This window comes from Streptomyces sp. CC228A (genome assembly GCF_021390935.1).
Taxonomy (GTDB): Bacteria; Actinomycetota; Actinomycetes; order Streptomycetales; family Streptomycetaceae; genus Streptomyces.
Genome location: NZ_JAJPUI010000011.1, coordinates 84,431 through 104,885 on the forward strand (window position 1 = coordinate 84,431; position 20,455 = coordinate 104,885).

Consider the following 20,455-nt stretch of genomic DNA (forward strand, 5'->3'; position numbering starts at 1 on the left):
GCGGACCGGCCCTTCCGCACGGGTGGGCGCCCGGTGCGGGCCCCGCCGTTGACGTGCCGCGCCGCTGCGGGCCCCGCCGTTGACGTGCCGCGCCGCCTTCTCCTGCGCTGACGGCCCCGGCTGCTGCCGCTCCGCGGGCGCTCCGTTCAACCGGCGAGCAGGCCGTCCGGAGAGCTGCGGGCCAGCGCGGCCAGCGCCGCCAGGGCGCGGTCCAAAACGTCGAGGGGCGGCGACGCGAGACCCAGGCGGACCGCGCGGGGCGCGCGGTGCGGGTCGGCGGCGAAGGCCGCTGCCGGGGTCACCGCCACGCCCTGCCGGGCCGCCGCCGCCACGAAGAGGTCGGCGCGCCAGGCGGGCGGCAGCTCCCACCAGCAGAAGCACGACCGCGGGTCGGTCCGCACCGCGAAGCCGTCCAGGTGGCGCCCGGCCACCTCCTGGCGCCGGGCCGCCTCCCGGCGCTTGGCCTCCACCACGGCCCGTACGGTCCCGTCGGCCTGCCAGCGGACGGCCGCCTCCAGGGCGAACCGCGAGGGGGCCCAGCCGCCGGAGCGGACCGCCGCCTCCACCCGCGGGGCCCACACGTCGGGCGCCACGGCGAAGCCTGCGGTCAGCCCCGGGGCCAGCCGCTTCGACAGGCTGTCCACCAGCACCGTCCGCTCGGGCGCCAGGGCCGCGAAGGGCTCGGCGTCCCCGTGCAGGAAGCCCCAGACGGCGTCCTCCACCACGGGGATGCCGCAGCGGCGCAGTACCGCCGCCAGCGCGGCCCTGCGGGCCTCGGGCATGGTGAGCGAGAGGGGGTTGTGCAGGGTCGGCTGGAGGTACACCGCGTGCAGCGGCGCCCCCCGGTGCGCGGCCTCCACGGCTTCCGGCCGGACGCCCTCCGCGTCCATGCCCAGGGGGACGACGGTGACGCCGAGCCGGGACGCCAGGGACTTCAGCACCGGGTACGTCAGCTCCTCGGCGCCGAGCCGGCCGCCCGCCGGGACCAGGGCGGCCACCGCGGCGGAGAGTGCCTGACGGCCGTTTCCGGTGAACAGCACCCGCTCCGGGCGGGGCCGCCAGCCGCCGCGGGCCAGGAGGTCAGCGGCCGCGGCGCGGGCCGCGGCGGTGCCGCCGCGCCGACGGGCCGCAGCGCGGACTCCAGGACGTCCGGCCGCAGCAGCGGTTCGAGCCCTCCCGCCAGCAGTGCCGCCTGCTCGGGGACGGCGAGGTGCGCGAACTCCAGGTTCACCGGCCGGTCGGGCGGCTCGCTCAGCGCGGGCGACGCGGCCGCCGCGTCGGCGGCCCGTACGAAGGTGCCGCGGCCGACCTCGCCCACGGTCAGCCCGCGGCGGGCCAGCTCGCGGTAGACGCGTGCCGCCGTGGATGCCGCGATGCCGTGCTGCCGGGCGAACCGGCGCTGCGGCGGCAGCCGGTCGCCCGGCCGCAGCCGCCCGTCCGCGATCTGTGCGGCGACGGCGTCCGCCACGCGCTGATACTCCGCCAGGTCCGTCAAAGCAGCCCCCACACTTCCATCCATTGCACCGAGAGCAATGTTCTTATTGCTCCGAGGTAATGCTGTCAATATGCTCGCTTCGAGGCGGCGTTGCGGGACCGTCCGGTCAGGGCGCCGCGGAAGGGGGAGGGTCGATGGTGGAGGCGAGCGCCCTGCTGGGCATGGTCGCGGTGGGGCTTGGCATGGTCCTCACCCCGGGACCGAACATGATCTATCTCGTCTCCCGGTCCGTCACCCAGGGCCGGCGCGCGGGCGTCGTCTCGCTCGCCGGGGTCGCGGTGGGCTTCCTCGTCTACCTGGTGGCCACGAACCTCGGCCTGTCGGTGCTGTTCGTCGCCGTGCCCGAGCTGTACGCGGTGGTGCGGCTCGCGGGCGCGGGCTACCTCGCCTGGCTGGCGTGGAACGCGCTGCGGCCCGGCGGCGTGTCGGTCTTCGCCCCCCAGGAGGCGGCCCCTGCCCCGCCCCGCCGGCTCTTCGTGATGGGGCTCGCGACGAGCCTCCTCAACCCCAAGATCGCCATCATGTACCTCTCGCTGATCCCGCAGTTCATCGACGTGGAGGCGGGCAGCACCATGGCGCAGGGGTTCGTCCTCGGGGCGGTCCAGGTGGTGGTGAGCGTGAGCGTGAACCTCGCCATCGTCCTGGCCGCGGGGACCGTCTCCGTCGTCCTGGCCCGCCGCCCCGGGTGGCTGCGCGCCCAGCGCTACGCCATGGGCGGAGTGCTCGGCGGGCTCGCCGCGGCCCTGGCGCTCGACGCCAGGACCCCGGCCGCGGCCACGAGCTGAGACGCGCGGACGGCCCGCGCCGCCGTCCGGCCGGGGGTACGGGAAAAGGGCCCGGTCCGCGCCGACGGCGCGGACCGGGCCCCCTCGGGTGCCGGGCTCAGCCCGTCCAGAAGTCCCACCACCGGGTCAGCACCAGCATGCCGATCACGCCGAGGTGCAGTACGGGCGGCGCCCACGCGAACTCGTCCAGGAAGCGGCGCACCCCCGCGGGCGCGGGCAGCATCCCGTGGCGCACCGTGTGCGCGGTCACGGACCAGAAGAGGACGATGGTCGCGACCCACGCCAGACAGCACCACAGGCACAGCGAGTTGATGACGTACAGCGACTGCTGCATCAGCCAGGTGCAGAAGCCCACCCCGAACAGGCAGCCGGCGTTCAGCCCCAGCCAGTGCCAGCGCCGGTGGCGCGCCCCCGCCAGCAGCCCCGCCCCGACGGCGGCGACCATGCCGTAGGCGACGAGGCCGAGCATCGGGTTCGGGAAGCCGAACACCGACGCCTGGGCGCTCTCCATGACGCTGCCGCACGACACGACCGGGTTCAGGCTGCACCCCGGCACGTAGTCGGGGTCCTCCAGCAGCCGGAACTTGTCCAGCGTGATGACCCACGCCGCCAGCAGCCCCGCCGCGCCCGTCGCCACCAGGGTCCAGGCGAGCCCGCGGCCCGCCCCGGCCCCGTCCGGCGCGGGGACGGCGCCGCCGGGCCGGGCCGGGGCGGCCCCGTGCGCCGCGTCGGCCCCGTGCGCCCCGTAGGTGTCGCGCGTCGTCGTCGCCATGTCAGGTACGCACCCTCAGCACGGGCGCCAGGCAGTGTGCGCTGCCCTCCAGCATCCCCTCGCCGTTGACGAAGTCCCGCAGGGTCTCGGCGGGGACCTCCTTGCCGGGCACCGCCTCCGGCCACGGCCGCACCGCGAAGATCAGGTACACCTGGCCCTTGGTGTGCGCCGCCCTCTCCCACTCCGGCGGCACCGGGCACTGCACCTTCATGAACGGCAGCGTCAGGACGGCCTGCTCGGCCTCCACCAGCAGCGTGACCGGGATGCGGCTGTCCCGGCCCAGGTCGACCAGCCGCTCCCCGATGGACAGGCCCAGCTTCTCCAGCTGCGCCCGCAGCGCCTCCTCGACGGCCTCGGGGCCCTCAGGGCCGTCCCCGAGCGAGTAGACCATCAGCATGGGGTTGCCGGGGTCTTCGGGGGTGGGCTCGCTGACCCACGGGATGACGGTGAGCGTTCCCACAAGGGAACGCTTCTGCTCGGGGGATACGGCGGTGGAAGAGGTCATGGCGCCGGATACTAGTGGGGCCGAACGGGCCGTCCGGCCGCGATTCCACCCGTTCGGCCCACCGGCGGACCGCCCGGCTCACCTGATCGTGTCAGGGCGCGGCCAAGGGAGCGGATTCGCACTCAGGAACGGTTCCGGAACGGTTCTCGTACGGCGTCGTTGTGCCCGGCGGGAGGGAGACCACCGCCCGCGCGACCCGTACGGGAGATCACCTCATGATCGGCAAGAGTCAGCAGCCCCCCACCGACCGCCGCTTCCCCCGCCTGCGCGGGGCCGTTCTGCGCCGCGGCGCACTGAGGACCCTGTTCAGCCTCGGAGCGGCGGCGTTCAGCGGCGGCGCGCTCGCCCGCGTGGCCGCCGCGCCCCGCGGCGGCGCCCGGAGCCCGCCGCCCCGCGGCGCCCGAGGCAGCGCTGGCACGGCGGCTTCGACGAGATGTACCGCGGCCGCCGCATCCAGGCCGCCCCGTGCCGGCGGACGCCGCCGAGTGCCAGGCCCTCGTCGACGGCCGCCCCCTGCACCTCATGCGCTGCGCCGACGGCGGCTACGTCAGCCTGGTCGACCACTACCAGGCGTATCCGACGCCGCTCGCGGCCACCCGCGCGGCCGTCGACGAGCTGGGCGCCGCCCGGCTGGCGCCCGCCGCCGCCGCGCACGGCGGCGCGCTGCGGGGCCGGACGCACCAGGGAACGGGAGGGCAGCGCGGTGCACACGCGTAAGGACCAGCGCGACCTGACCGCGGCCGAGCGCCGCCGCTTCGTGGCCGCGGTCCTCGAACTGAAGCGCGCCGGACGGTACGACCGGTTCGTCCGCACCCACATCGACTACTACAAGGCCGACGGCGCCACCGGGCTGCGGGCCGCGCACATGGCGCCGTCGTTCCTGCCGTGGCACCGCCAGTACCTGCTGGAGTTCGAACGGGAGCTGCGCGAGGTCGACCCGGCCGTCACCGTGCCGTACTGGGACTGGACGCGGGACCGGTCGCCGGTGGGGCCGCCCTGGGGGGAGGACTTCATGGGCGGCAACGGGAGGCGCGGAGACCTCCAGGTGACCACCGGCCCCTTCGCGTACGCCGCGGGGAACTGGACGGTCTCCGTCGGCGTCACCGAGGACCGCTTCCTCACCCGCGACCTCGGACGCCCGAAGGACCCGCTGGACCTGCCCACGCGGGAGGAGCTGGCCTGGGCGACCGGTGAGGCGGTGTACGACACGGAGCCCTGGAACTCGACGAGCCGGGGCGGCCTGCGCAACCGGCTGGAGGGCTGGGGGCAGGGCCGTGGCAGCGCCCGCTGGCGCAACCACAACCGGGTGCACCGCTGGGTGGGCGGCCACATGCTCGGCGGGGCCTCGGTCAACGACCCGGTGTTCTGGCTGCACCACGCCTTCGTTGACCTGGTGTGGTCGCGCTGGCAGCGGCGCAACCCGGGGGCGCCCTACCTGCCCGCCGCGCAGCCGCCGGCCGGCTCGGCGCAGCGGGGCCGCGTCGTGGCGCGCGACGAGCCGATGCCGCCGTGGGACGTCACGCCCGCGCAGCTGGAGGACCACAGCGGGCTCTACCGCTACGGCTGAGCGCGCGGCCGTCCGGTGCGGACATGGCTGCGGCCCCCGGTGCGTGAGCGCCGGGGGCCGCAGCCGTAGGGAGGGAGTCCCTGGCGGGGCGTCAGTCGCCGTAGCCGCCGGGCTCGCCGCCGTTGTCACCGCCCGGGTGGCCGGGGTGGCCGGGGTGGCCCGGGTGCTCGGGGCCGTGGCTGCCGCCGTTGCCGTGGTCGCCGCCGACGTTCAGGCAGGCGTTGCCGAACGCCGGGTTCAGCAGTCCGGCGAGGTTGGCCGTGTTGCCGCACAGGTTGATCGGGACGTTGACCGGAACCTGGATGAGGTTGCCCGAGAGGACACCGGGGGAGTTGGCGGCGACGCCGCTGGCCCCCGCGTCGGCAACGGCCAGGCCGGCGCCGCTCAGGGCGACGGCACCCGTGCCGACGAGGACGGCGGCGGCCTTCGCGATGCGAGACATCAAATCTCCTTGTGCGTGTAAGAGACGTGGGACCGCGGACCGCGGTCGTCACGCCCTTCAACGCCGCGGGACACCGCGGGTCACGGGCGCGCCGGGGCTCTCACACCAAGAGCGCAACGCGGCCCGGAGGGCGCGCCGGCCGCGCGGCCGGACGCACGGGAACGGCCCGTGGCACCGCGGGGGCGACGACGCCGGCTGCGTCGTCGCCCGGTGCGGTACCACGGGCCGGTGACCTTGCGACAAGCCGCCGGGTCCAACGAGCGGTCGCCGTGCGGGTGGCGGGATGAATGCTTTCTTCACTCCTGCGCGGGCGGGCCTGGTCAGGAATCGGAGCCGCTGAGGCCGAGGTCGGTGTCCAGCGCCCCGGACAGCGCGGGCGCCAGCAGCGCCGCCTTCGGCAGCTGCACGCCCGGCAGGCCGGACTGCCCGCCCTGCGGCGCGAGGGACAGCGGCTCGCCCAGCGAGGCGCCGGGCGCCGAGGTGCTCATGTCGGACCGGTCGGAGGTGAGCATCGCGGTGCCGAGCGGGCGGCCGCCGAGCAGGCCGGGCAGCGGCGCCTCCAGGGAGGTCTCCGGCAGTTCGGCGCCGAGCGGCGTGCGCGGCAGGAGCAGCAGCTCCGGCAGCCCGCCCTCCGTGGTGCGGCCGAGCCCCTCGGGCGCACCCGGCATGAGGAGCGGCACGCCCGTGCTGAGGGAGGGCGGCGCCATGGGGAGCACGGCACCCAGGGGCTGGAGCGGCACCTCCACGGGTGCCTCGGCGGCGGCCGCGGGCGCCGCCATGGCCGCGGCGGCCGCGGACACGAGACAGGCGGCGAGGAGGCCCGTACCGGCCTGGGACTTCACGTTCATTTCTGCGTACGCCTTCCCGGACGTGTGACTGCGAGGGGTGGAGGTGGGGACGTGTGGGCGTGCTGCGGGGTGCCGCTGCCTGCATGAACGAGCGTGCGCCGGGAGGGGCGCGCCGGTTCGCCTGCTTGCAGCAGTGCCGGTGCGGGGGAACGAGACGGCGGGGCGGGAGCGGCGACCACCGCTTCCGCCCCGCCCGTGCCCGCGTGCCGCTACTTGCCGAGCGGCAGGCCGCCGAGCAGCGGCGCGGCCTGCTCGGAGGTGTCCAGGTCGCTCGCGGTGTCCGACACCTTGCCGACCAGGTCGCTGTCGGTCACCGTCTGCACGGCGTCGCCGGGGACCGCCTCGTGCAGGGCGTGTGCGCTCAGCACGTCGACCGCACCGGTGAGGCTGGTGGGGGCCGCGCTGCCGGCGGCGAGGGCGGGGGAGGCCGCGCCCATGGCCATCACGGAACCGGCGACGACGGCGGCGACCTTCGTGGGCTTCATCGGGGGAGAGTCCTTCCTGAAAAGGCGTCCGTGTCCTACGCCTTCTGTAACGACGTCCCCCGCGCGGCGGAAACTCGGAAAGCCGGGAATTTCTCGACAGCACCCGAACGATGTGCTGCGCCGGTCGGATTCTCGGACCAGTGTGAAATATCGGAAAGAAAGCAAAGCCCAGCAATGCCGGAGAGGCGGCGAGGGGACGCGGGCACGCGGGCGGGCCGGGTCCGCTCGGTCGGTCGAGGGGGCCCGGCCCGGTGCCGCGGGCGCCTGCGCGGCGCGCGGAAGGGTCAGGAGCGGGGGCGGCGGCCCCGGCGGGCAGGGCGGGCAGGGTGACGGCCGACTGCGGCTGCTCGGTCGCGGTGCCGGTCGCGGACGGGGCCGTGCCGGTGTCCGGCAGGTCCCAGGACTCGTCCCACACGCCGTCGAAGTCCTCGGCCACGGCGGAGGTGTCGAGCACGCCGGACACGTCCGAGGGGCCGGTGACCGCGGGGGCCTCCATGGCGGGGACGTTCGGCACGGCGGGGATCTCCGGCGCGGCGGGGATCTCCGGCAGGGCGGGGAGTGTGGTCGCGGGGAGCGTGGTCGCGGGAATGCCGGGGGCTTCCGGCACCTGCGGTACCTCGGGGACCTGAGGGATGTCGGGAAGCTCCGGCAGCGTGATCTCCGGCAGCGTGATCTCCGGCAGCTCGATGTCGGGGAGGAGGCCGCTGATCGTGTCGAGAAGGGACTGCAGGGTCTTGTCGAGGTCGGCGAGGAGGCCGTCCAGCGTCTCCTGGACGGAGTCGAGGACGCTCGCAGGGTCGGGTGCCGCGATCTGGGCCGGGCGGGCCTGCGGGGCGGCGGCGGCCGCGGGTCCCGCCGCACCGAGCGTGAGCGCGACGCAGACCGCGGCGGTCGCGGCACGACGGGATGTCAGGAGGCGCATGCGTGGGTTCTTCCTTCCGGTGCACGTCGGACTGGTGACAACACGCTGCGGCCGGCCCTGCGGCCCCGCAAACGCGTGATGTACGCAGGGTGACTGCGCCCAACGGGTGGCCCCACCGCTCCGACCTGCTTCGACGGCCCGCGACACGCGCGGGCGGCGGCGTGCGCGGTCACGCCGCCAAGAGGGTGGCCGCACACGAAACGGCGCCGACGCCCGGGGGAGTCCCGGAGCGGCGGCGCCGTACCGTGGGGGTGCGAAGCCCGGCTGAGCCGACGTCAGTCGTTGACGCAGACGTTTCCGAAGGTCGGGTTCAGCAGGCCGATGACGTCGATGGTGTTGCCGCAGACGTTGACGGGGACGTGGATCGGCACCTGGAGGGCGTTGCCCGAGCCGACACCGGGGGAGTTCACGGCGGCGGCCTCCGCGCCGGCGTCGGCGTTCGCGACGCCGGCGGCACCGGCCATGGACGCGGCTACGGCGGTGGTGAGAACGGCAGCCTTCGCGATACGGGACATGGTCGAGCACTCCTAGCAGGTCGGTGTGAAGCAGTGCGGCCGACGCGGCCGACTCCTTCAAGAACGCGTGAGCCGAGCTCTGGTTTCGCTACCGAACGGGTGAATGGGCGCCGCGCTCGAACGCCCGCGCAGGACCGTTACGGCATCCGGTGAACAGATCAGAAAAATGCGCGTGTTGATCCGGCCATGTGTCAAATGTCTCGTGTTTTGCTCGTGTGGTCATCGTCTGCCCCCTCCCGTTGTCGGCTTCTCTTCGCGCTGTTCCCCCACTCCTCAAAGCGGAGAACCTGTATGCGGAATCCCGTGGTTCCTGCCGTGCGGCGCGGCCTGGTCTGCCTCCTGTCGTGCGCGGCGCTGGCCGCCGCGCTCCCCGCGGTGGCCGCCGCGCCCCCGTCGGCCCGCGCTCCGCGGGTGAAGGAGCAGGACCGTATTCCTTTCACCCAGCGGTACTACGCCGTCCAGCGGGGCGGAATCGCCCGCGCCGCGAATTCCGCCATCACCTGCCGGGAGTCCGCCGCCCGCGACGGCGCCGCGGTGATGCCGTGCGTCACCGCCCGCACCGGGAAAACCCCGCAGGGCGGAAAGGGGCGGCAAGGCGCGGGGGACGGGAAGAGCCGTCCGGCCGCGGTGCCCGCGGTCGTCGCCAACCACGGGTACGACATGTTCTACACGGACGTGGACGACGACCCGAACACGTTCAACTCCAGCCGCGCCGAGCTGGCCCTGCCCAAGGACGCCCAGGTCACCTACGCCCGGCTCTACTGGGGCGGCAATCTCCTGGTCAGCGAGCAGAAGCCGCACAAGGACAACGGCCGGGTCCTCGTGGCCGAGCCCGGCGGGGCCTACAAGGAACTCCTCGCCGACTCCGTCATCGGGCACCGCACCGCCGACGGCGCCGACGCCTTCCAGGCCACCGCGGACGTCACCGACCTCGTCCGGAACTCCGGGCCGGGAATGTACACGGTGGCGCAGATCAACGTCGCCATGGGACGCACCAGAGTCGGAGCGTGGGGCGGCTGGACCCTGGTCGTCGCCTACGCGAAGAAAGGCGCCCCGCTACGGCACCTGTCCCTCTGGGACGGATTCGACACGGTCACCGCGGAGCACCGCGCACTGCGCCTCGATCTCGGCCGGATGCGTATTCCGGTCGGCGGATACGGACGGCTCGGAATGGTCGCGTACGACGGGGACCGCGGTATCACCGGGGATTCCCTCACGTTCGAACCGCACGGTGCGCGCCGGGCCGTTCCGCTCACCGACCCCGCGAATTCTGCCGACGACGTCTTCAATTCCAGCATCACCGATTCCGGACGCGACCGGATCCGCCGGGAACCGGCCCACCGGAACACCCTCGGATACGACTCCGACGTGTTCGACCTGCGCCGGGCCCTGCTGACCGGAGCGGACGACATCGGCGTACGCATCCGCACGGAGCGGGACTTCCTGTGGCTCGGCGCGCTGTTCCTGGAGGCCGACGCCGGCTGACCCGTACCGCCTGGCCCCGCCACCCGCGCCCGCGCCCGCCGCCGGCACCGCCCGTCCGACCTCACCACCGCTGAGAAGAAAGGGGCACCCGTGCGTCCTCCCTTCACCGCCCTGCACGTCGTCCAGCCGGGCGACGGCGGCGTGGCCAGAGTGGTCACCGACGTGGTCGGCGCCCACGTGGCGCGCGGCATGCGGGTGGCCGTCGCCTGCCCGCCCGGCACGCCCCTCGCGGCGGCCGCCCGCGCGCGGGGCGCCGAGGTCTACCCGTGGCGGGCGGCCGGGACCCGGGGCCCGGGGTCGTCGCGGAGAGCCGGGACGTCGCCCGCATCGTCGAGCTGGTGCGCCCCGACCTCGTGCACGCGCACAGCGCGAAGGCCGGGCTGGCCGCCCGGATGGCGGTGCGGGGCCGGGTGCCGACCGTCTATCAGCCGCACGCCTGGTCGTTCGAGGCGGTGGACGGGGTGACCGCGCGGCTCGCCCGGCGCTGGGAGCGCTGGGCCGCCCGCTGGACCGACCGCGTGATCTGCGTCAGCGAGGCGGAGCGCCGCAGGGGCGTGCAGGCGGGGGTGCGGGCCTCCTGGACGGTCGTCCACAACGGTGTGGACACGGGCCGGTTCGCGGGCGCCGCCTCCGGCGCGGAGCGGGCCGCGCTGCTGCCGGGCGTGGCCGCCACCGCCCCCGTCGTGGTGTGCGTGGGGCGGCTGTGCCGGCAGAAGGGCCAGGACGTGCTGCTGCAGGGCTGGCCGGCGGTCGCCGAGCGGGTGCCGCAGGCCCGGCTGGTGCTCGTCGGTGACGGGCCGTCGGCGGACGCACTGCGCGGCACGGCGCCCCCGTCCGTGGTCTTCGCCGGTGCGGTGGCGGACGCCGCGCCCTGGTACCGGGCCGCCGACCTCGCCGTCCTGCCGTCCCGCTGGGAGGGCATGGCCCTCGCCCCGCTGGAGGCCATGGCCTCCGGCCGCCCGGTGCTCCTCACGGACGTCGACGGGGCCCGCGAGAGCCTGCCCCCGGGCACGCCGCGCACTGCCTCGTACCGCCCGGCGACGCCGACGCGCTGGCCGCGGCGCTCGCCCGGCTCCTCCGGCGGCCGGTCCTGCGGCAGGCCCTGGGCCGCCAGGCCCAGCAGCACGTACGGACGCGATTCGACGTGCGCCGCGCGGGCGCCGCCATCGCGGACGTGTACCGCGAGGTGGCGGCGGCACCGCGCCACCGCGAGCTCGGAGAGCCGATCCCCCAGTGACCACGGACAGCGCCCACACCGCCCCCCGCACCACCCCCACGGCCCGGCCCGCACGGCCGGTACGACCCCGCCGCCGCTCCCCGCAGCGGCGCAGGGCCTCCCGCAGGCACCCGCCTCCTCGGCACCCCGGCCGGGCCCGGCGGCGTCCACGGCGGCCGCGGGCCCGGCCGGCCCGGCGGCCCCGAGGTGTCCGCCGGGCCCGCGGGACCCCTGGCGGCGGCCGTCCCGGGGCGTCCTCGGGCCTGGCGGCGTCCGGGGTGCCGGCGGCCCCGGCACCGGAGGCGGCCGCCGGCCCTCGGCTCCGGCAGGCGCCCCCGGGACGCCTCCGCCGCCGGCGCACCCGTCCGGCCCGGCGGGCTCCTCCGGCCCGTGCGCGGGCCCACCGGCCGGGCCCGCCGCGGGCGCCTCCGGGGCGGATGCCCCCGGCACGGCGGACACCCTGGGCGGTCCGGCGGGCGCACCGGGCGGCGCGGACCGCCCCGCCGCACACCCCGGCGGCGCCGGGGTCGCCCGCCCGCGCAGGACCGCGGACCGGCCCCGACGGGCCGCCGCCCCGGCCACCGGCGGGCCGGAGCCCCGCGCGAGGCGCCGTTCGCCGTGGCGCTCGCGGCCGCCGACTGCGCGGCCCTCCTGCCCGCCGCCCTCGTCCTGGCACCGGGCCAGCGGTCCGCCGCGCTGCTGCTCCCGCTCGCTGTCCTCGCCGTCGCCCTGCACGCGTCCGCCGGGCTGTACCGGGCCGCGAGGCCCCCGCCGCGCTCCTCGACGAACTGCCCGCGCTCGCCGGCCGGGTCGCCGTGGCCTGGCTGGCCGCCGCCGCCCTGCTCGCCGCCCGGGAGCCCGCCCTCGCCCTCGGACCCGGCACGCTCGCCGCCGGGTACGCCGCCCACCTCGCGGCCCTGGCCGTGTGCCGCGCGGCCGTCCACCACGGGCGCCGCCGCGCCGCCCGCAACCAGCCGCGCTCCGCGCTCGTCGTCGGGCCCGCCCCCGCCGCCCAGCGGCTGGCCGCGCTGCTGCACCAGCATCCCGAGTACGGCGTGCGGCCCGTCGGCGTCGTCGGCACCCCGGCACAGGACATCCCGCAGCCCGCGGCGGCCGATCCGGGCACGGCCCGGGCACCCCTGCCGCTGCTCACCACCCCCGAGGAGATCCAGCGGGCCGTCATCCAGAACTGCGTCCGCGACGCCTTCCTCGTCGCCGCGGACGACGGCCCGGCCCGCGGCGGCACCGAACTCGCCGCCCTGCTGCGCCGGCACGGCTGCGCCACCTGGCTGGTCGGGCCCGCCCACGGCGGCGGCCACGTCCCGATGCACCGCCACCTGTGGGGGTACGAGCTGCGCGCCCTGCCCGCCCCCGGCGCCCCGCGCCGCGGCCGCCTCCCCAAGCGCGCACTGGACCTGGCGCTCGCCGTGCCGCTGCTCGTCGCCGCCGCGCCCGTCCTGCTGCTGTGCGCCGCCGCCGTACGGCTCTCCGACGGCCCCGGCGTCCTCTTCCGTCAGGAGCGCGTCGGCGAGGACGGGCAGCTCTTCACCCTCCTCAAGTTCCGCACCCTGCGGCCCGCCGACGCCAACGAGGCCGCCACCCGCTGGAACGTCGCCGACGACGAACGGCTCGGCGCGGTCGGCTCCTTCCTGCGCCGCACCTCCCTCGACGAGCTCCCCCAGCTGTGGAACGTGCTGCGCGGCGACATGAGCCTGGTCGGGCCGCGCCCCGAACGCCCCTACTTCGTCGAGCGGTTCAGCCGCATGCACCCCGGCTACGCGGCACGCCACCGGATGCCGGCAGGCCTCACCGGGCTCGCCCAGGTGCACGGGCTGCGCGGCGACACCTCCATCGAGGACCGCTGCCGCTTCGACAACCACTACATCGACCACTGGTCGCTGTGGCAGGACGTGTGCATCCTGCTGCGCACGGCGGCGACCCTGATCCGACCGGCGGGTGGCTGATGTCCGCGCTGTCCTTCCCCCTCGCACGGCCCGGCGGGGCGCCGCCCGCCTGGGCCCGCCGGCTGCTGCCGCCCCGGGCCGCGGGAGCGCGGCGGGCGCCGCTGCCCCTGCACCTGGCGCCGCTGCTCGCCGTCGTCGCCCTGCTGGCCCTGCCGCCCGCGGGCGGCCCCGGCGGCGGTGCCACGCTCGCCGACGCCGCGTCCGGGCTCCTCGTGCTGTGGTGCGCGATCCGCCTCCTCCGCACCCGGGCCCGGCCGCTCACCCCCTCGCCGCGGCCGTGCTCGGCCTGCCGGTGCTGGGACTCTGCGCCGCCGCCGCGGCCTCCCACGACCCCGCGGCGAGCCTGCCGGGACTGGTGCGCTACCTGCAGGTCTTCGTGCTGGTCCCGGCGGCCGTGGTGCTGACCGTCCGGGACCGCCGCGACCTGGCCGCCGTCGCCTGGGCGTTCGTGGGGCTCGCGCTCGTGCAGGGCGGCATCGGCGTCGTCCAGTACGCGACCGGCACCGGGGCCTCGTACATGGGCGAGGACATCCGCGCCGTCGGCACCTTCGGGCCGACCGACGTGATGGGCATGGCGACGGTCGTCGCGTTCGGCATCGTCGCCGCCGTCGGCCTGGCGCTCGGCGGCCGCGGGACCCGCGCCCGGGTGGTGGCGCTCGGCTGCGCGGCCCTCCTCACCGTGCCCCTGGTGCTGTCCTTCAGCCGCGGCGCCTGGATCGCGACCGCCGCCGCGTGCGGGGCGCAGCTCCTGCTGACCGGGGTGCGGCGCGCCGCCGCTGCCGCCCTCGCCGCCGCGGCGGCCGGTGTGGTGCTCGTGGGCGGCTTCGGCATCGGCTCCGCGATGGTGGAGGAGCGCCTCGTCAGCATCACGCAGGTGGCGGACGCGCCCGACCGGTCCGTGAGCGACCGCTACACCATGTGGGCGGCCGCCGTCGGCATCTGGCGGGACTCGCCGGTCACCGGGGTCGGCCTGAAGGGCTTCCCGCAGTACCGCGACGGCCACGCCTCGCTGGCGCTGTCGTCCGGCAGCGAGACGGCCGGCGCCGGCATGGGCTACCAGCGGCAGCCGCTGCTGTCCCCGCACAGCATGTACCTGCTGGTCCTCAGCGAGCAGGGCCTGCTCGGGCTGCTGGCGCTCGCCGGCGGGTGGCTGGCGCTGGCCGTGTGCGCGGTGCGGCGGCTGCTCGCCGTGCGCCGCGGGCGCGGGACCGGCCTCGACTGCGGCCTGGTCGCCGTGGGCCTGCTCACCTGGCAGCTGGTCGACTTCCTGTACGCGGACATCGGCGGACCCTCCACGGTCCTGACCGCCGTCCTGCTGGGCGTCGCCGCCTGGTGGGCCGTCGGCCCCGGCGCGGAGCCGGCGGAGGCCCGCCGTGCCTGAGGAGCGTGCGGGGGGTTGCCGGCCCGGGACCCGGCAGGAGCGTGCAGGGGACCGCGCGGCCGGGACCCGGGAGGATGCGCGGGGCTCCCGGACCGGGGCCCGGGAGGAGCATGCGGGGGCCGCCATGGCTGAAGTCCGGGAGGAGCGGACCCCGCGCCCGCCCGCCCCCACGTGCGGGAGCCCGCCGCCGAGGGAGAGCCCCCGGCGCGGCGGCGACCGCACCAGGCCCCGGCGACCTGCCCCGGGACACCCGCGGACGCGGCCCGGCGGCGCGGCGCGGCGCGGGCGGGCCGCTGGCCCGCGCCGCCCTCGTCACCGCGGGGCTCACCGCCGCCGGGGCGCTGCTCGGGCTGGTGCGCGACCAGTTGCTGGCCCGGACCTTCGGCGCGGGGCCGGAGACGGACGCGTTCCTCGTCGCCTGGACTGTGCCGGAGTTCGCCTCCACGCTGCTCATCGAGGACGCCATGGCGCTGCTCCTCGTCCCGGCCTTCAGCCGGGCCCTCGCCCTGCGCGCCGCCCCCGGCCCCGGGCCCGACCCCGTACGCGGCCTCGTCCGCACGACGCTGCCGCGGACCGTCCTCGGCGCCGCCGCGGCCGCCGCGCTGCTCGCGGCGGCCGCGCCCGCGCTCGTACCGCTGCTGGCGCCCGGCCTGCCCCGGCAGGAGCTGGCCGTCGACTGCACCCGGCTCACCGCCACCTGCGTGCTGTCCTTCGCCCTCGCCGGGTACTTCAGCGCCGCCCTGCGCGCCCACGGCCGCTTCCTCGCACCGGCCGCCATCTACGTCGCCTACAACGTCGGAATCATCACCGCCGTCGTCCTGCTCGGCCCCGGCTGGGGCGTACGGGCGGCGGTCGCCGGCGTCGCGGTCGGCGGGGTGCTCATGGCGCTCGTCCAGGGGCCGTCTCTGGTACGGCGGTTGCGGGCGGGCCGGCACGAGGCCGCCGCGCCCGGGGACGAGCGCGGCGCACCGGTGGGCGCGGAGGACGTCAGCGGCGCACCGGCGCCCGGGGACGGGCGGGGCGGCGCACCGGCGGGGCCGGAGGACCGGGGCGGCGCACCGGCGGCGGACGGCGACCGGGGCGGCGTACCGGCGGCCGGGGCCTTCGTCCTCGCGCTCGTCGCGCCCGTCATCGTCTTCGCGGTCGCCCGCCAGTCGCAGGTCCTCGTCGAGCGGTTCCTCGCCGCGCCCCTGCCCGCCGGGGCCATCTCGCACCTCAACTACGCCCAGAAGGTCGCCCAGCTCCCCATGGTGCTGTCGCTGATGCTGTGCACCGTCAGCTTCCCGGTCGTCGCCCGGGCCATCGCGGCGGGCGACCTGGCCGCCGCCCGCCGCCGGGCCGAACGCGACCTGCTCTTCGCCGGGGTCGTCGTGCTCGCCGGCACCGCCACCGTCATCGCGGCCGCGCCCCAGATCGTGGAACTGCTCTTCCAGCGCGGGGCGTTCCACGCCGGCGACACCGCCGCGACCGCCTCCGTCATGCGGGTCTACGCCCTGGGCCTGCTCGGCCACGCCCTGGTCGGCGCCCTGGTGCGGGTGTACTTCTCCGGTTCCCGGCCCCTGTGGTTCCCGGCCGGGGCGATGCTCCTCGGGGTCGGTGTGCACGCCGCGCTCGGCGCGCTGTGGGTGGGCTCGCTGGGTGCCGCCGGGATCGCGCTCGCCAACGCCGCCGGGATCACCGCGGCCGCCGCCCTGCTGCTCCACGGCGTACGGCGGCACGGGATCCCGCTGTCGGCCCGCCGGGTCGCCGGGGGCCTCGCGCGGCTGGCCGTCGCCGCCGTCGCCGCGACCGCTGCCGGGGGCCTCGCCGCCGCCCGGACCGAGGAGGCCCCGCCGCTGCCGGGGGTGCTGCTCGCCGGGTCCGTCGCGGTCGCCGTGTTCCTGGCGGCCGCCCGGGCGGTACGGGCCCCCGTGGTGCCGGACCTGCTCCGGGCAGCCAGGCGCCTGGCCCCGGTCCTGCCCGCCCGCACCGCCCGCCTCGTCGGCTCCGCCGCGCGCACCCGGTTCCGCGGCGGAGCGGTCCGGGGCACCGGTGCGGGTGCCGGTGCCGGTGCGGGTGCCGGTGCCGGTGCGGGTGCTGCGCCCTCCGCGCCCGCCGGCCGCGCCGCCTCCGCTGGCGCCGGGTCGGCACCCGCCGCCCCCGGCCCCGTCCCGCCCGAAACCACCGGCTCCGCACCCCCAATCCGCCTTCCGCACCCCCAGTCCCCCTTCCGCGCCCCCGGCTCCCCCTCCGCGCCCGCCGGCCCGGACGACGCCGGCGGCTCCCGCCCCGCCCGCTCCGCACAGTGAAGGCTCAGCCATGACCGGCCGCACACCGCCTCCCTGGATCGCGATGTACCACTCGGTCGACGACGACAGGGACGACCCCTACGAGGTGACCGTCACCCCCGGCCGGCTCGACGCCCAGCTCCGCTGGGTGCGCGCCCGGGGGCTGCGCGGCGTCAGCGTGCGCGAGCTGCTCGACGCCACCGCCCGCGGCGCCGCACACGACCTCGTCGGGCTCACCTTCGACGACGGGTACGCCGACTTCCTCCACCAGGCCGTCCCGCTGCTGCACCGGCACGGCTGCACCGCCACCGTCTTCGTGCTGCCCGGCCGCCTCGCCGAGGACAACGCGTGGGACGAACTCGGCCCCCGCAAGCCGCTGCTGACCGCCCCCGACCTGCGCCGCTGCGTCGACGCCGGGATGGAGGTCGCCTCCCACGGCAGCCGCCACACGCACCTGACCCGCGCCGACGACACCACCCTGCGCGCCGAGGTCCACGGCAGCCGGGAGCAGCTGCGCGTCCTCACCGGCCAGGCACCGGCCGGCTTCTGCTACCCGTACGGGGAGGTGGACGCCCGCGTCCTGGCCGCCGTGCGGGACGCGGGCTACGCGTACGGCTGCGCCATCGACCCCGGCGCCGAGCTCGCCGGCGTCCTCGCCCTGCCCCGCGTCCACGTCGGGCAGCGCGACACCGCCTGGCGGCTCGCCGCGAAGCGCCGCCTGCACCGGCTGCGCCGCCGCGCCCCCGCGAACCTCGCGCAGACCCCGGCGGCCGTGTCGTGAGGGTCCTGCACATCATCACCGGCCTCGGCATCGGCGGCGCCGAGCAGCAGCTGCGGCTGCTCGTCGGCCACCTGCCGGTGCACAGCAGCGTCGTCACGCTGACCAACCCGGGCGCCGTCGCCGACGCCCTGCGCGCCGACGGCGTCCCCGTCGCCCACCTCGGCATGCGCGGCAACCGCGACCTGTCCGCGCTGCCCCGGCTCACCGGCCTCATCCGCCGCGGCCGGTACGACGTGGTGCACACCCACCTCTACCGGGCCTGCGTGTACGGGCGCCTCGCGGCCCGGCTCGCCGGGGTGCGGCGCGTCATCGCCACCGAGCACTCGCTGGGCGCTACGCAGATCGAGGGCCGGCCCCTCAGCGCCGGGGCCCGCGCTCTGTACCTCGCGACCGAGCGGCTCGGCCACGCCACGGTCGCCGTGTCCGACACGGTGGCCCGCCGGCTCGCGGACTGGGGGTGCGCCCCTCCCGCGTCCGCGTCGTACCCAACGGCATCGACGCGGCCCGGTTCGCCCACGACGAGGCGGCCCGGCACGCCACCCGGCGGCGGCTCGGGCTCGCCCCGGACGCGTACGTCGTCGGGGGCGTCGGCCGTCTCGCTCCCGGCAAACGCTTCGACACCCTCATCCACGCGCTGCCCGAACTGCCCCCGGACGTCCGGCTGCTCCTGGTGGGGGAGGGCGCCGAGCGGGCGCGGCTCGAACGCCTCGCGCAGTCCCGCGGCGTCACCGGCCGGGTGGTGTGGGCCGGCGCGGTGGGCGCCGGGGAGCTGCCGGGGCTGCTGTCCGCCATGGACGTGTTCGTGTCGCCGTCGGCGGACGAGGCGTTCGGCCTCGCCGTCGTCGAGGCGCTGGCCGCGGGGCTGCCCGCGCGGTACGTGGCCTGCCCGGCCCTCGACGACCTGCCGCCCGGGGAGGCCCCCGGCGCGCGGCGGATCGGCGGCACCGCCGCCGACGTGGCGGCCGCGGTGCGCGAGGCCCGCGCGGAGGGCGCCCGCCGCCTCCCGGTGCCGCCGGCCGCCCGCCGGTACGACATCGCGTGCAGCGCCCGCCAGTTGATGACCCTCTACAGCGAACCCCTCCCGAGACTCACCAGAGAAACGAGTGACCGATGACCAGCCCGCGACCGACCCCGCGCACCTTCCTGCCGCTGAGGCGCCGCCTCGCCAGGCTCAGCCGCCGCGTCGCCCGCCGCCTGCCGCGCGCGGAGCGCCTGCGCAGGCCCGGCCCGGCCTGGATCGTCCCCGGCGCGGTCCTGCTCGGCCTGGCCGCCGGCGGCGGCTACGGGCTGCTGAAGACCCCTCAGTACGCGGCGACCAGCTACGTGGTGGTGGTCCCCGCGGAACGGTCCGACCCGGCGGGGGCGATGGGCCTGGCGCAGGCGTACGGCCGGGTCGCCACCGACATCGCCGTCGCCGGCGACGCCGCGGTGTGGGCCCGGGTGTCACCCGCCGTGCTGCGGGCGAGCGTGCAGGCGGCGACCTCGCCGGACGCCCCGATGATCTCCCTCACCGCGCGCTCGACCCGCCCCGCCACGGCGGCCGCCATGGCCGACAGCGTCGCGCGGGCCCTGGTGCAGAAGGGCAGCCACGCGGAGACCAGCACGAATGTGCGCGTGGTCCAGTTCGCCCGGGCCACCCGGCCCACCAGCCCCGTGTCGCCGTCGCCCGCCCTGGCGGCCCTGGTCGGGGCCAGCGCGGGCGGTCTCCTCGGCGGCCTGGCCCTGCTGGTCCGCCCCCGCCGCAAGGAGGGCGCGGCGGACACCGCCCCCGGCACCGCCACCGTCCCGGCCCCGAGCCCGGCCGCGCAGCCCCAGCCGGAGTCCGTGTGAGCGCGGCGGACACCCTCAGGAAGCCGCCCGCCGCGGACCGCACGGCCCCCGCCGTCACCGTCTGCCGCGACGCGGAGCAGTTCGCGGCGCTGGCCCGCGACTGGCAGGACCTGCACGGGCGGTGCCGCACCGCCACGCCGTTCCAGTCGCACGCCTGGCTGTCGTCGTGGTGGCTGTCGTACGGGATTCCCGGGCGGCTGCGCGTGGTGCTCGTGCGGGACGCGGCCGACGGGCGGCTCCTCGCCGCCGCCCCGCTGTGGCTGGCCCCCGGGCCCGTACCCGCGCTGGTGCTGCTCGGCGGGGCCATCACCGACTACGGCGACGTGCTCGTCGACGACGACCGGCCCGAGGCGGCGGCCGCGCTCGCCGGGGCGCTCGCCGCACTGGCCCGCACCGCCGTGATCGACCTGCGCGAGGTGCGGCCCGGCGCCGCCGCCGAGCGGCTGCACGCCCTGTGGACGGGTCCGCGCCGGCGGCTGCCCGACTCCGTGTGCATGGAGCTGCCCGCCCGGCCCGTCGACGAGCTGGCGGGCCGCCTGCCCGCGTCCCGCGCCCAGCGGGCCCGGGCGAAGCTGCGCAAGATCGACCGCGAGGGCGTCGTCCCGCGCACGGTGCCCGCGGCGGAGGTGCCGCAGGCCGTGGCCCGCCTCCTCGACCTGCACCGGCGGCAGTGGGCCGGGCGGGCGGTGACCCGCGAGCACCTGACGCGGCGGTTCGCGGAGCACCTCGGCCGGGCCGTGGCGGCCATGGCGGAGACGGGCCAGGCCCAGGTGACGGAGTTCCGGCTGCGCGGCGACGCCGAGCGCGGTGTGGTGGCCGTGGACCTCACGCTGATGTCACCCCGGCTGTGCGGCGGGTACCTGTACGGCGCCGACCCGGTGCTGCGGTCGCTGAAGGTGGACATCGCGACGCTGCTGCTGCGCACGTGCGCCGGGGCGGCCGCCGGCAACGGGCAGGGCACGCTGAGCCTGCTGCGCGGCGAGGAGCCCTACAAGCACCACTGGCGACCGGAGCCCGTGGCCAACCAGCGGCTGCTGCTGGCCCGCCGGCGGACGGCGCCGGCGCTGTGGCTCCGGGCGGGGTACGCCCGCTGCCGCCGCCTCGCCGCGGACCGCCTGCGGGACCGCGGCTGGGTGCGGCGGCTGCGGGGCGGTGGCGGCACGGGGCGGTGAGGCCGCCCGTACCCCGCCGCCAC

The 20,455-nt window shown here is 77.3% G+C and carries 16 protein-coding genes and 4 pseudogenes; 13 read left to right on the forward strand and 7 right to left on the reverse strand.

The window, feature by feature from the left end:
• Positions 1 to 146: 146 nt before the first annotated feature.
• Positions 147 to 1,519, reverse strand: a pseudogene (locus tag L6E17_RS26370) (PLP-dependent aminotransferase family protein).
• A gap of 110 nt (positions 1,520 to 1,629) precedes the next feature.
• On the opposite strand from L6E17_RS26370, the gene L6E17_RS26375 reads away from it, so the two are divergent.
• Positions 1,630 to 2,280, forward strand: a complete 651-nt coding sequence (locus L6E17_RS26375; protein WP_236243196.1) for a LysE family translocator — start codon at positions 1,630 to 1,632, stop codon at positions 2,278 to 2,280.
• A gap of 97 nt (positions 2,281 to 2,377) precedes the next feature.
• On the opposite strand, the gene L6E17_RS26380 is transcribed toward L6E17_RS26375, so the two are convergent.
• Positions 2,378 to 3,052, reverse strand: a complete 675-nt coding sequence (locus L6E17_RS26380; RefSeq protein WP_236243197.1) for a vitamin K epoxide reductase family protein — start codon at positions 3,050 to 3,052, stop codon at positions 2,378 to 2,380.
• A gap of 1 nt (position 3,053) precedes the next feature.
• Positions 3,054 to 3,557: a DUF5949 family protein gene (locus L6E17_RS26385; protein WP_236243198.1), complete on the reverse strand. Its 504-nt coding sequence runs from the start codon at positions 3,555 to 3,557 to the stop codon at positions 3,054 to 3,056.
• A 411-nt stretch (positions 3,558 to 3,968) separates the two neighbouring features.
• Here L6E17_RS26385 and L6E17_RS26390 point away from each other — a divergent pair, with 411 nt between their 5' ends.
• The gene (locus L6E17_RS26390; protein WP_268985688.1) at positions 3,969 to 4,274 is read left to right on the forward strand and encodes a tyrosinase family oxidase copper chaperone; all 306 of its coding nucleotides are present in this window, start codon (positions 3,969 to 3,971) and stop codon (positions 4,272 to 4,274) included.
• Positions 4,261 to 5,124 carry a tyrosinase family protein gene (locus L6E17_RS26395; RefSeq protein WP_236243200.1) on the forward strand — a complete coding sequence of 288 codons (864 nt, stop codon included), beginning with the start codon at positions 4,261 to 4,263 and terminating at the stop codon, positions 5,122 to 5,124. Before L6E17_RS26390 ends, L6E17_RS26395 begins: the two co-directional genes overlap by 14 nt.
• Positions 5,125 to 5,215: 91 nt before the next feature.
• Here L6E17_RS26395 and L6E17_RS26400 read toward each other — a convergent pair whose 3' ends face one another.
• From L6E17_RS26400 to L6E17_RS26410, 3 genes are all read right to left on the reverse strand, one after another.
• A complete protein-coding gene (locus L6E17_RS26400; protein ID WP_236243201.1) occupies positions 5,216 to 5,566 on the reverse strand; it encodes a chaplin in 351 nt (116 codons plus the stop codon).
• Between the two features lie 320 nt (positions 5,567 to 5,886).
• A complete protein-coding gene (locus L6E17_RS26405) occupies positions 5,887 to 6,414 on the reverse strand; it encodes a hypothetical protein (RefSeq protein WP_236243202.1) in 528 nt (175 codons plus the stop codon).
• Between the two features lie 209 nt (positions 6,415 to 6,623).
• Entirely contained in the window at positions 6,624 to 6,899 is a 276-nt protein-coding gene (locus tag L6E17_RS26410; protein WP_236243203.1) for an aldehyde dehydrogenase family protein, read from the reverse strand.
• A gap of 326 nt (positions 6,900 to 7,225) precedes the next feature.
• Between L6E17_RS26410 and L6E17_RS26415 the strand changes: the two genes are divergently transcribed.
• Entirely contained in the window at positions 7,226 to 7,528 is a 303-nt protein-coding gene (locus L6E17_RS26415; RefSeq protein ID WP_236243204.1) for a hypothetical protein, read from the forward strand.
• 568 nt (positions 7,529 to 8,096) lie between these two features.
• Here the strand turns inward: L6E17_RS26415 and L6E17_RS26420 are convergent.
• A complete protein-coding gene (locus tag L6E17_RS26420; protein WP_236243205.1) occupies positions 8,097 to 8,336 on the reverse strand; it encodes a chaplin in 240 nt (79 codons plus the stop codon).
• Positions 8,337 to 8,627: 291 nt separating this feature from the next.
• On the opposite strand from L6E17_RS26420, the gene L6E17_RS26425 reads away from it, so the two are divergent.
• The 9 genes and pseudogenes from L6E17_RS26425 to L6E17_RS26465 all read left to right on the forward strand — a co-directional run bounded on the left by L6E17_RS26425 (position 8,628) and on the right by L6E17_RS26465 (position 20,432).
• Complete coding sequence (locus L6E17_RS26425) at positions 8,628 to 9,821, forward strand: DUF3344 domain-containing protein (protein WP_236243206.1); 1,194 nt, start codon at positions 8,628 to 8,630, stop codon at positions 9,819 to 9,821.
• A 90-nt stretch (positions 9,822 to 9,911) separates the two neighbouring features.
• A pseudogene (locus L6E17_RS26430) lies at positions 9,912 to 11,058 on the forward strand (glycosyltransferase).
• 794 nt (positions 11,059 to 11,852) lie between these two features.
• Complete coding sequence (locus tag L6E17_RS26435; protein ID WP_308315939.1) at positions 11,853 to 13,001, forward strand: sugar transferase; 1,149 nt, start codon at positions 11,853 to 11,855, stop codon at positions 12,999 to 13,001.
• Positions 13,001 to 14,382: pseudogene (locus L6E17_RS26440) on the forward strand (O-antigen ligase family protein). Before L6E17_RS26435 ends, L6E17_RS26440 begins: the two are co-directional and overlap by 1 nt.
• 110 nt (positions 14,383 to 14,492) lie before the next feature.
• On the forward strand, positions 14,493 to 16,670 hold the full coding sequence (murJ, locus tag L6E17_RS26445; RefSeq protein ID WP_236243207.1) for a murein biosynthesis integral membrane protein MurJ: 2,178 nt from the start codon (positions 14,493 to 14,495) through the stop codon (positions 16,668 to 16,670).
• A 10-nt stretch (positions 16,671 to 16,680) separates the two neighbouring features.
• Entirely contained in the window at positions 16,681 to 17,430 is a 750-nt protein-coding gene (locus tag L6E17_RS26450; protein WP_236243208.1) for a polysaccharide deacetylase family protein, read from the forward strand.
• A pseudogene (locus L6E17_RS26455) lies at positions 17,427 to 18,544 on the forward strand (glycosyltransferase). The gene L6E17_RS26450 and the pseudogene L6E17_RS26455 overlap by 4 nt, the downstream one beginning before the upstream one ends.
• Positions 18,541 to 19,260, forward strand: coding sequence for a lipopolysaccharide biosynthesis protein (locus tag L6E17_RS26460; RefSeq protein ID WP_236243209.1), 720 nt, complete (start codon positions 18,541 to 18,543; stop codon positions 19,258 to 19,260). The pseudogene L6E17_RS26455 and the gene L6E17_RS26460 overlap by 4 nt, the downstream one beginning before the upstream one ends.
• Complete coding sequence (locus tag L6E17_RS26465) at positions 19,257 to 20,432, forward strand: GNAT family N-acetyltransferase (protein ID WP_374109151.1); 1,176 nt, start codon at positions 19,257 to 19,259, stop codon at positions 20,430 to 20,432. Before L6E17_RS26460 ends, L6E17_RS26465 begins: the two co-directional genes overlap by 4 nt.
• Positions 20,433 to 20,455 lie beyond the last annotated feature (23 nt).

Excerpts from the sequence above, each read along its gene's own strand:
- L6E17_RS26405 (WP_236243202.1), bottom strand. The coding sequence starts at position 6,414 with ATGAACGTGAAGTCCCAGGCCGGTACGGGCCTCCTCGCCGCCTGTCTC.
- L6E17_RS26410 (WP_236243203.1), bottom strand. The coding sequence starts at position 6,899 with ATGAAGCCCACGAAGGTCGCCGCCGTCGTCGCCGGTTCCGTGATGGCC.
- murJ (WP_236243207.1), top strand. The coding sequence starts at position 14,493 with ATGCGGGGGCCGCCATGGCTGAAGTCCGGGAGGAGCGGACCCCGCGCC.
- L6E17_RS26425 (WP_236243206.1), top strand. The coding sequence starts at position 8,628 with ATGCGGAATCCCGTGGTTCCTGCCGTGCGGCGCGGCCTGGTCTGCCTC.
- L6E17_RS26400 (WP_236243201.1), bottom strand. The coding sequence starts at position 5,566 with ATGTCTCGCATCGCGAAGGCCGCCGCCGTCCTCGTCGGCACGGGTGCC.
- L6E17_RS26450 (WP_236243208.1), top strand. The coding sequence starts at position 16,681 with ATGACCGGCCGCACACCGCCTCCCTGGATCGCGATGTACCACTCGGTC.
- L6E17_RS26380 (WP_236243197.1), bottom strand. The coding sequence starts at position 3,052 with ATGGCGACGACGACGCGCGACACCTACGGGGCGCACGGGGCCGACGCG.
- L6E17_RS26460 (WP_236243209.1), top strand. The coding sequence starts at position 18,541 with ATGACCAGCCCGCGACCGACCCCGCGCACCTTCCTGCCGCTGAGGCGC.
- L6E17_RS26385 (WP_236243198.1), bottom strand. The coding sequence starts at position 3,557 with ATGACCTCTTCCACCGCCGTATCCCCCGAGCAGAAGCGTTCCCTTGTG.
- L6E17_RS26375 (WP_236243196.1), top strand. The coding sequence starts at position 1,630 with ATGGTGGAGGCGAGCGCCCTGCTGGGCATGGTCGCGGTGGGGCTTGGC.
- L6E17_RS26420 (WP_236243205.1), bottom strand. The coding sequence starts at position 8,336 with ATGTCCCGTATCGCGAAGGCTGCCGTTCTCACCACCGCCGTAGCCGCG.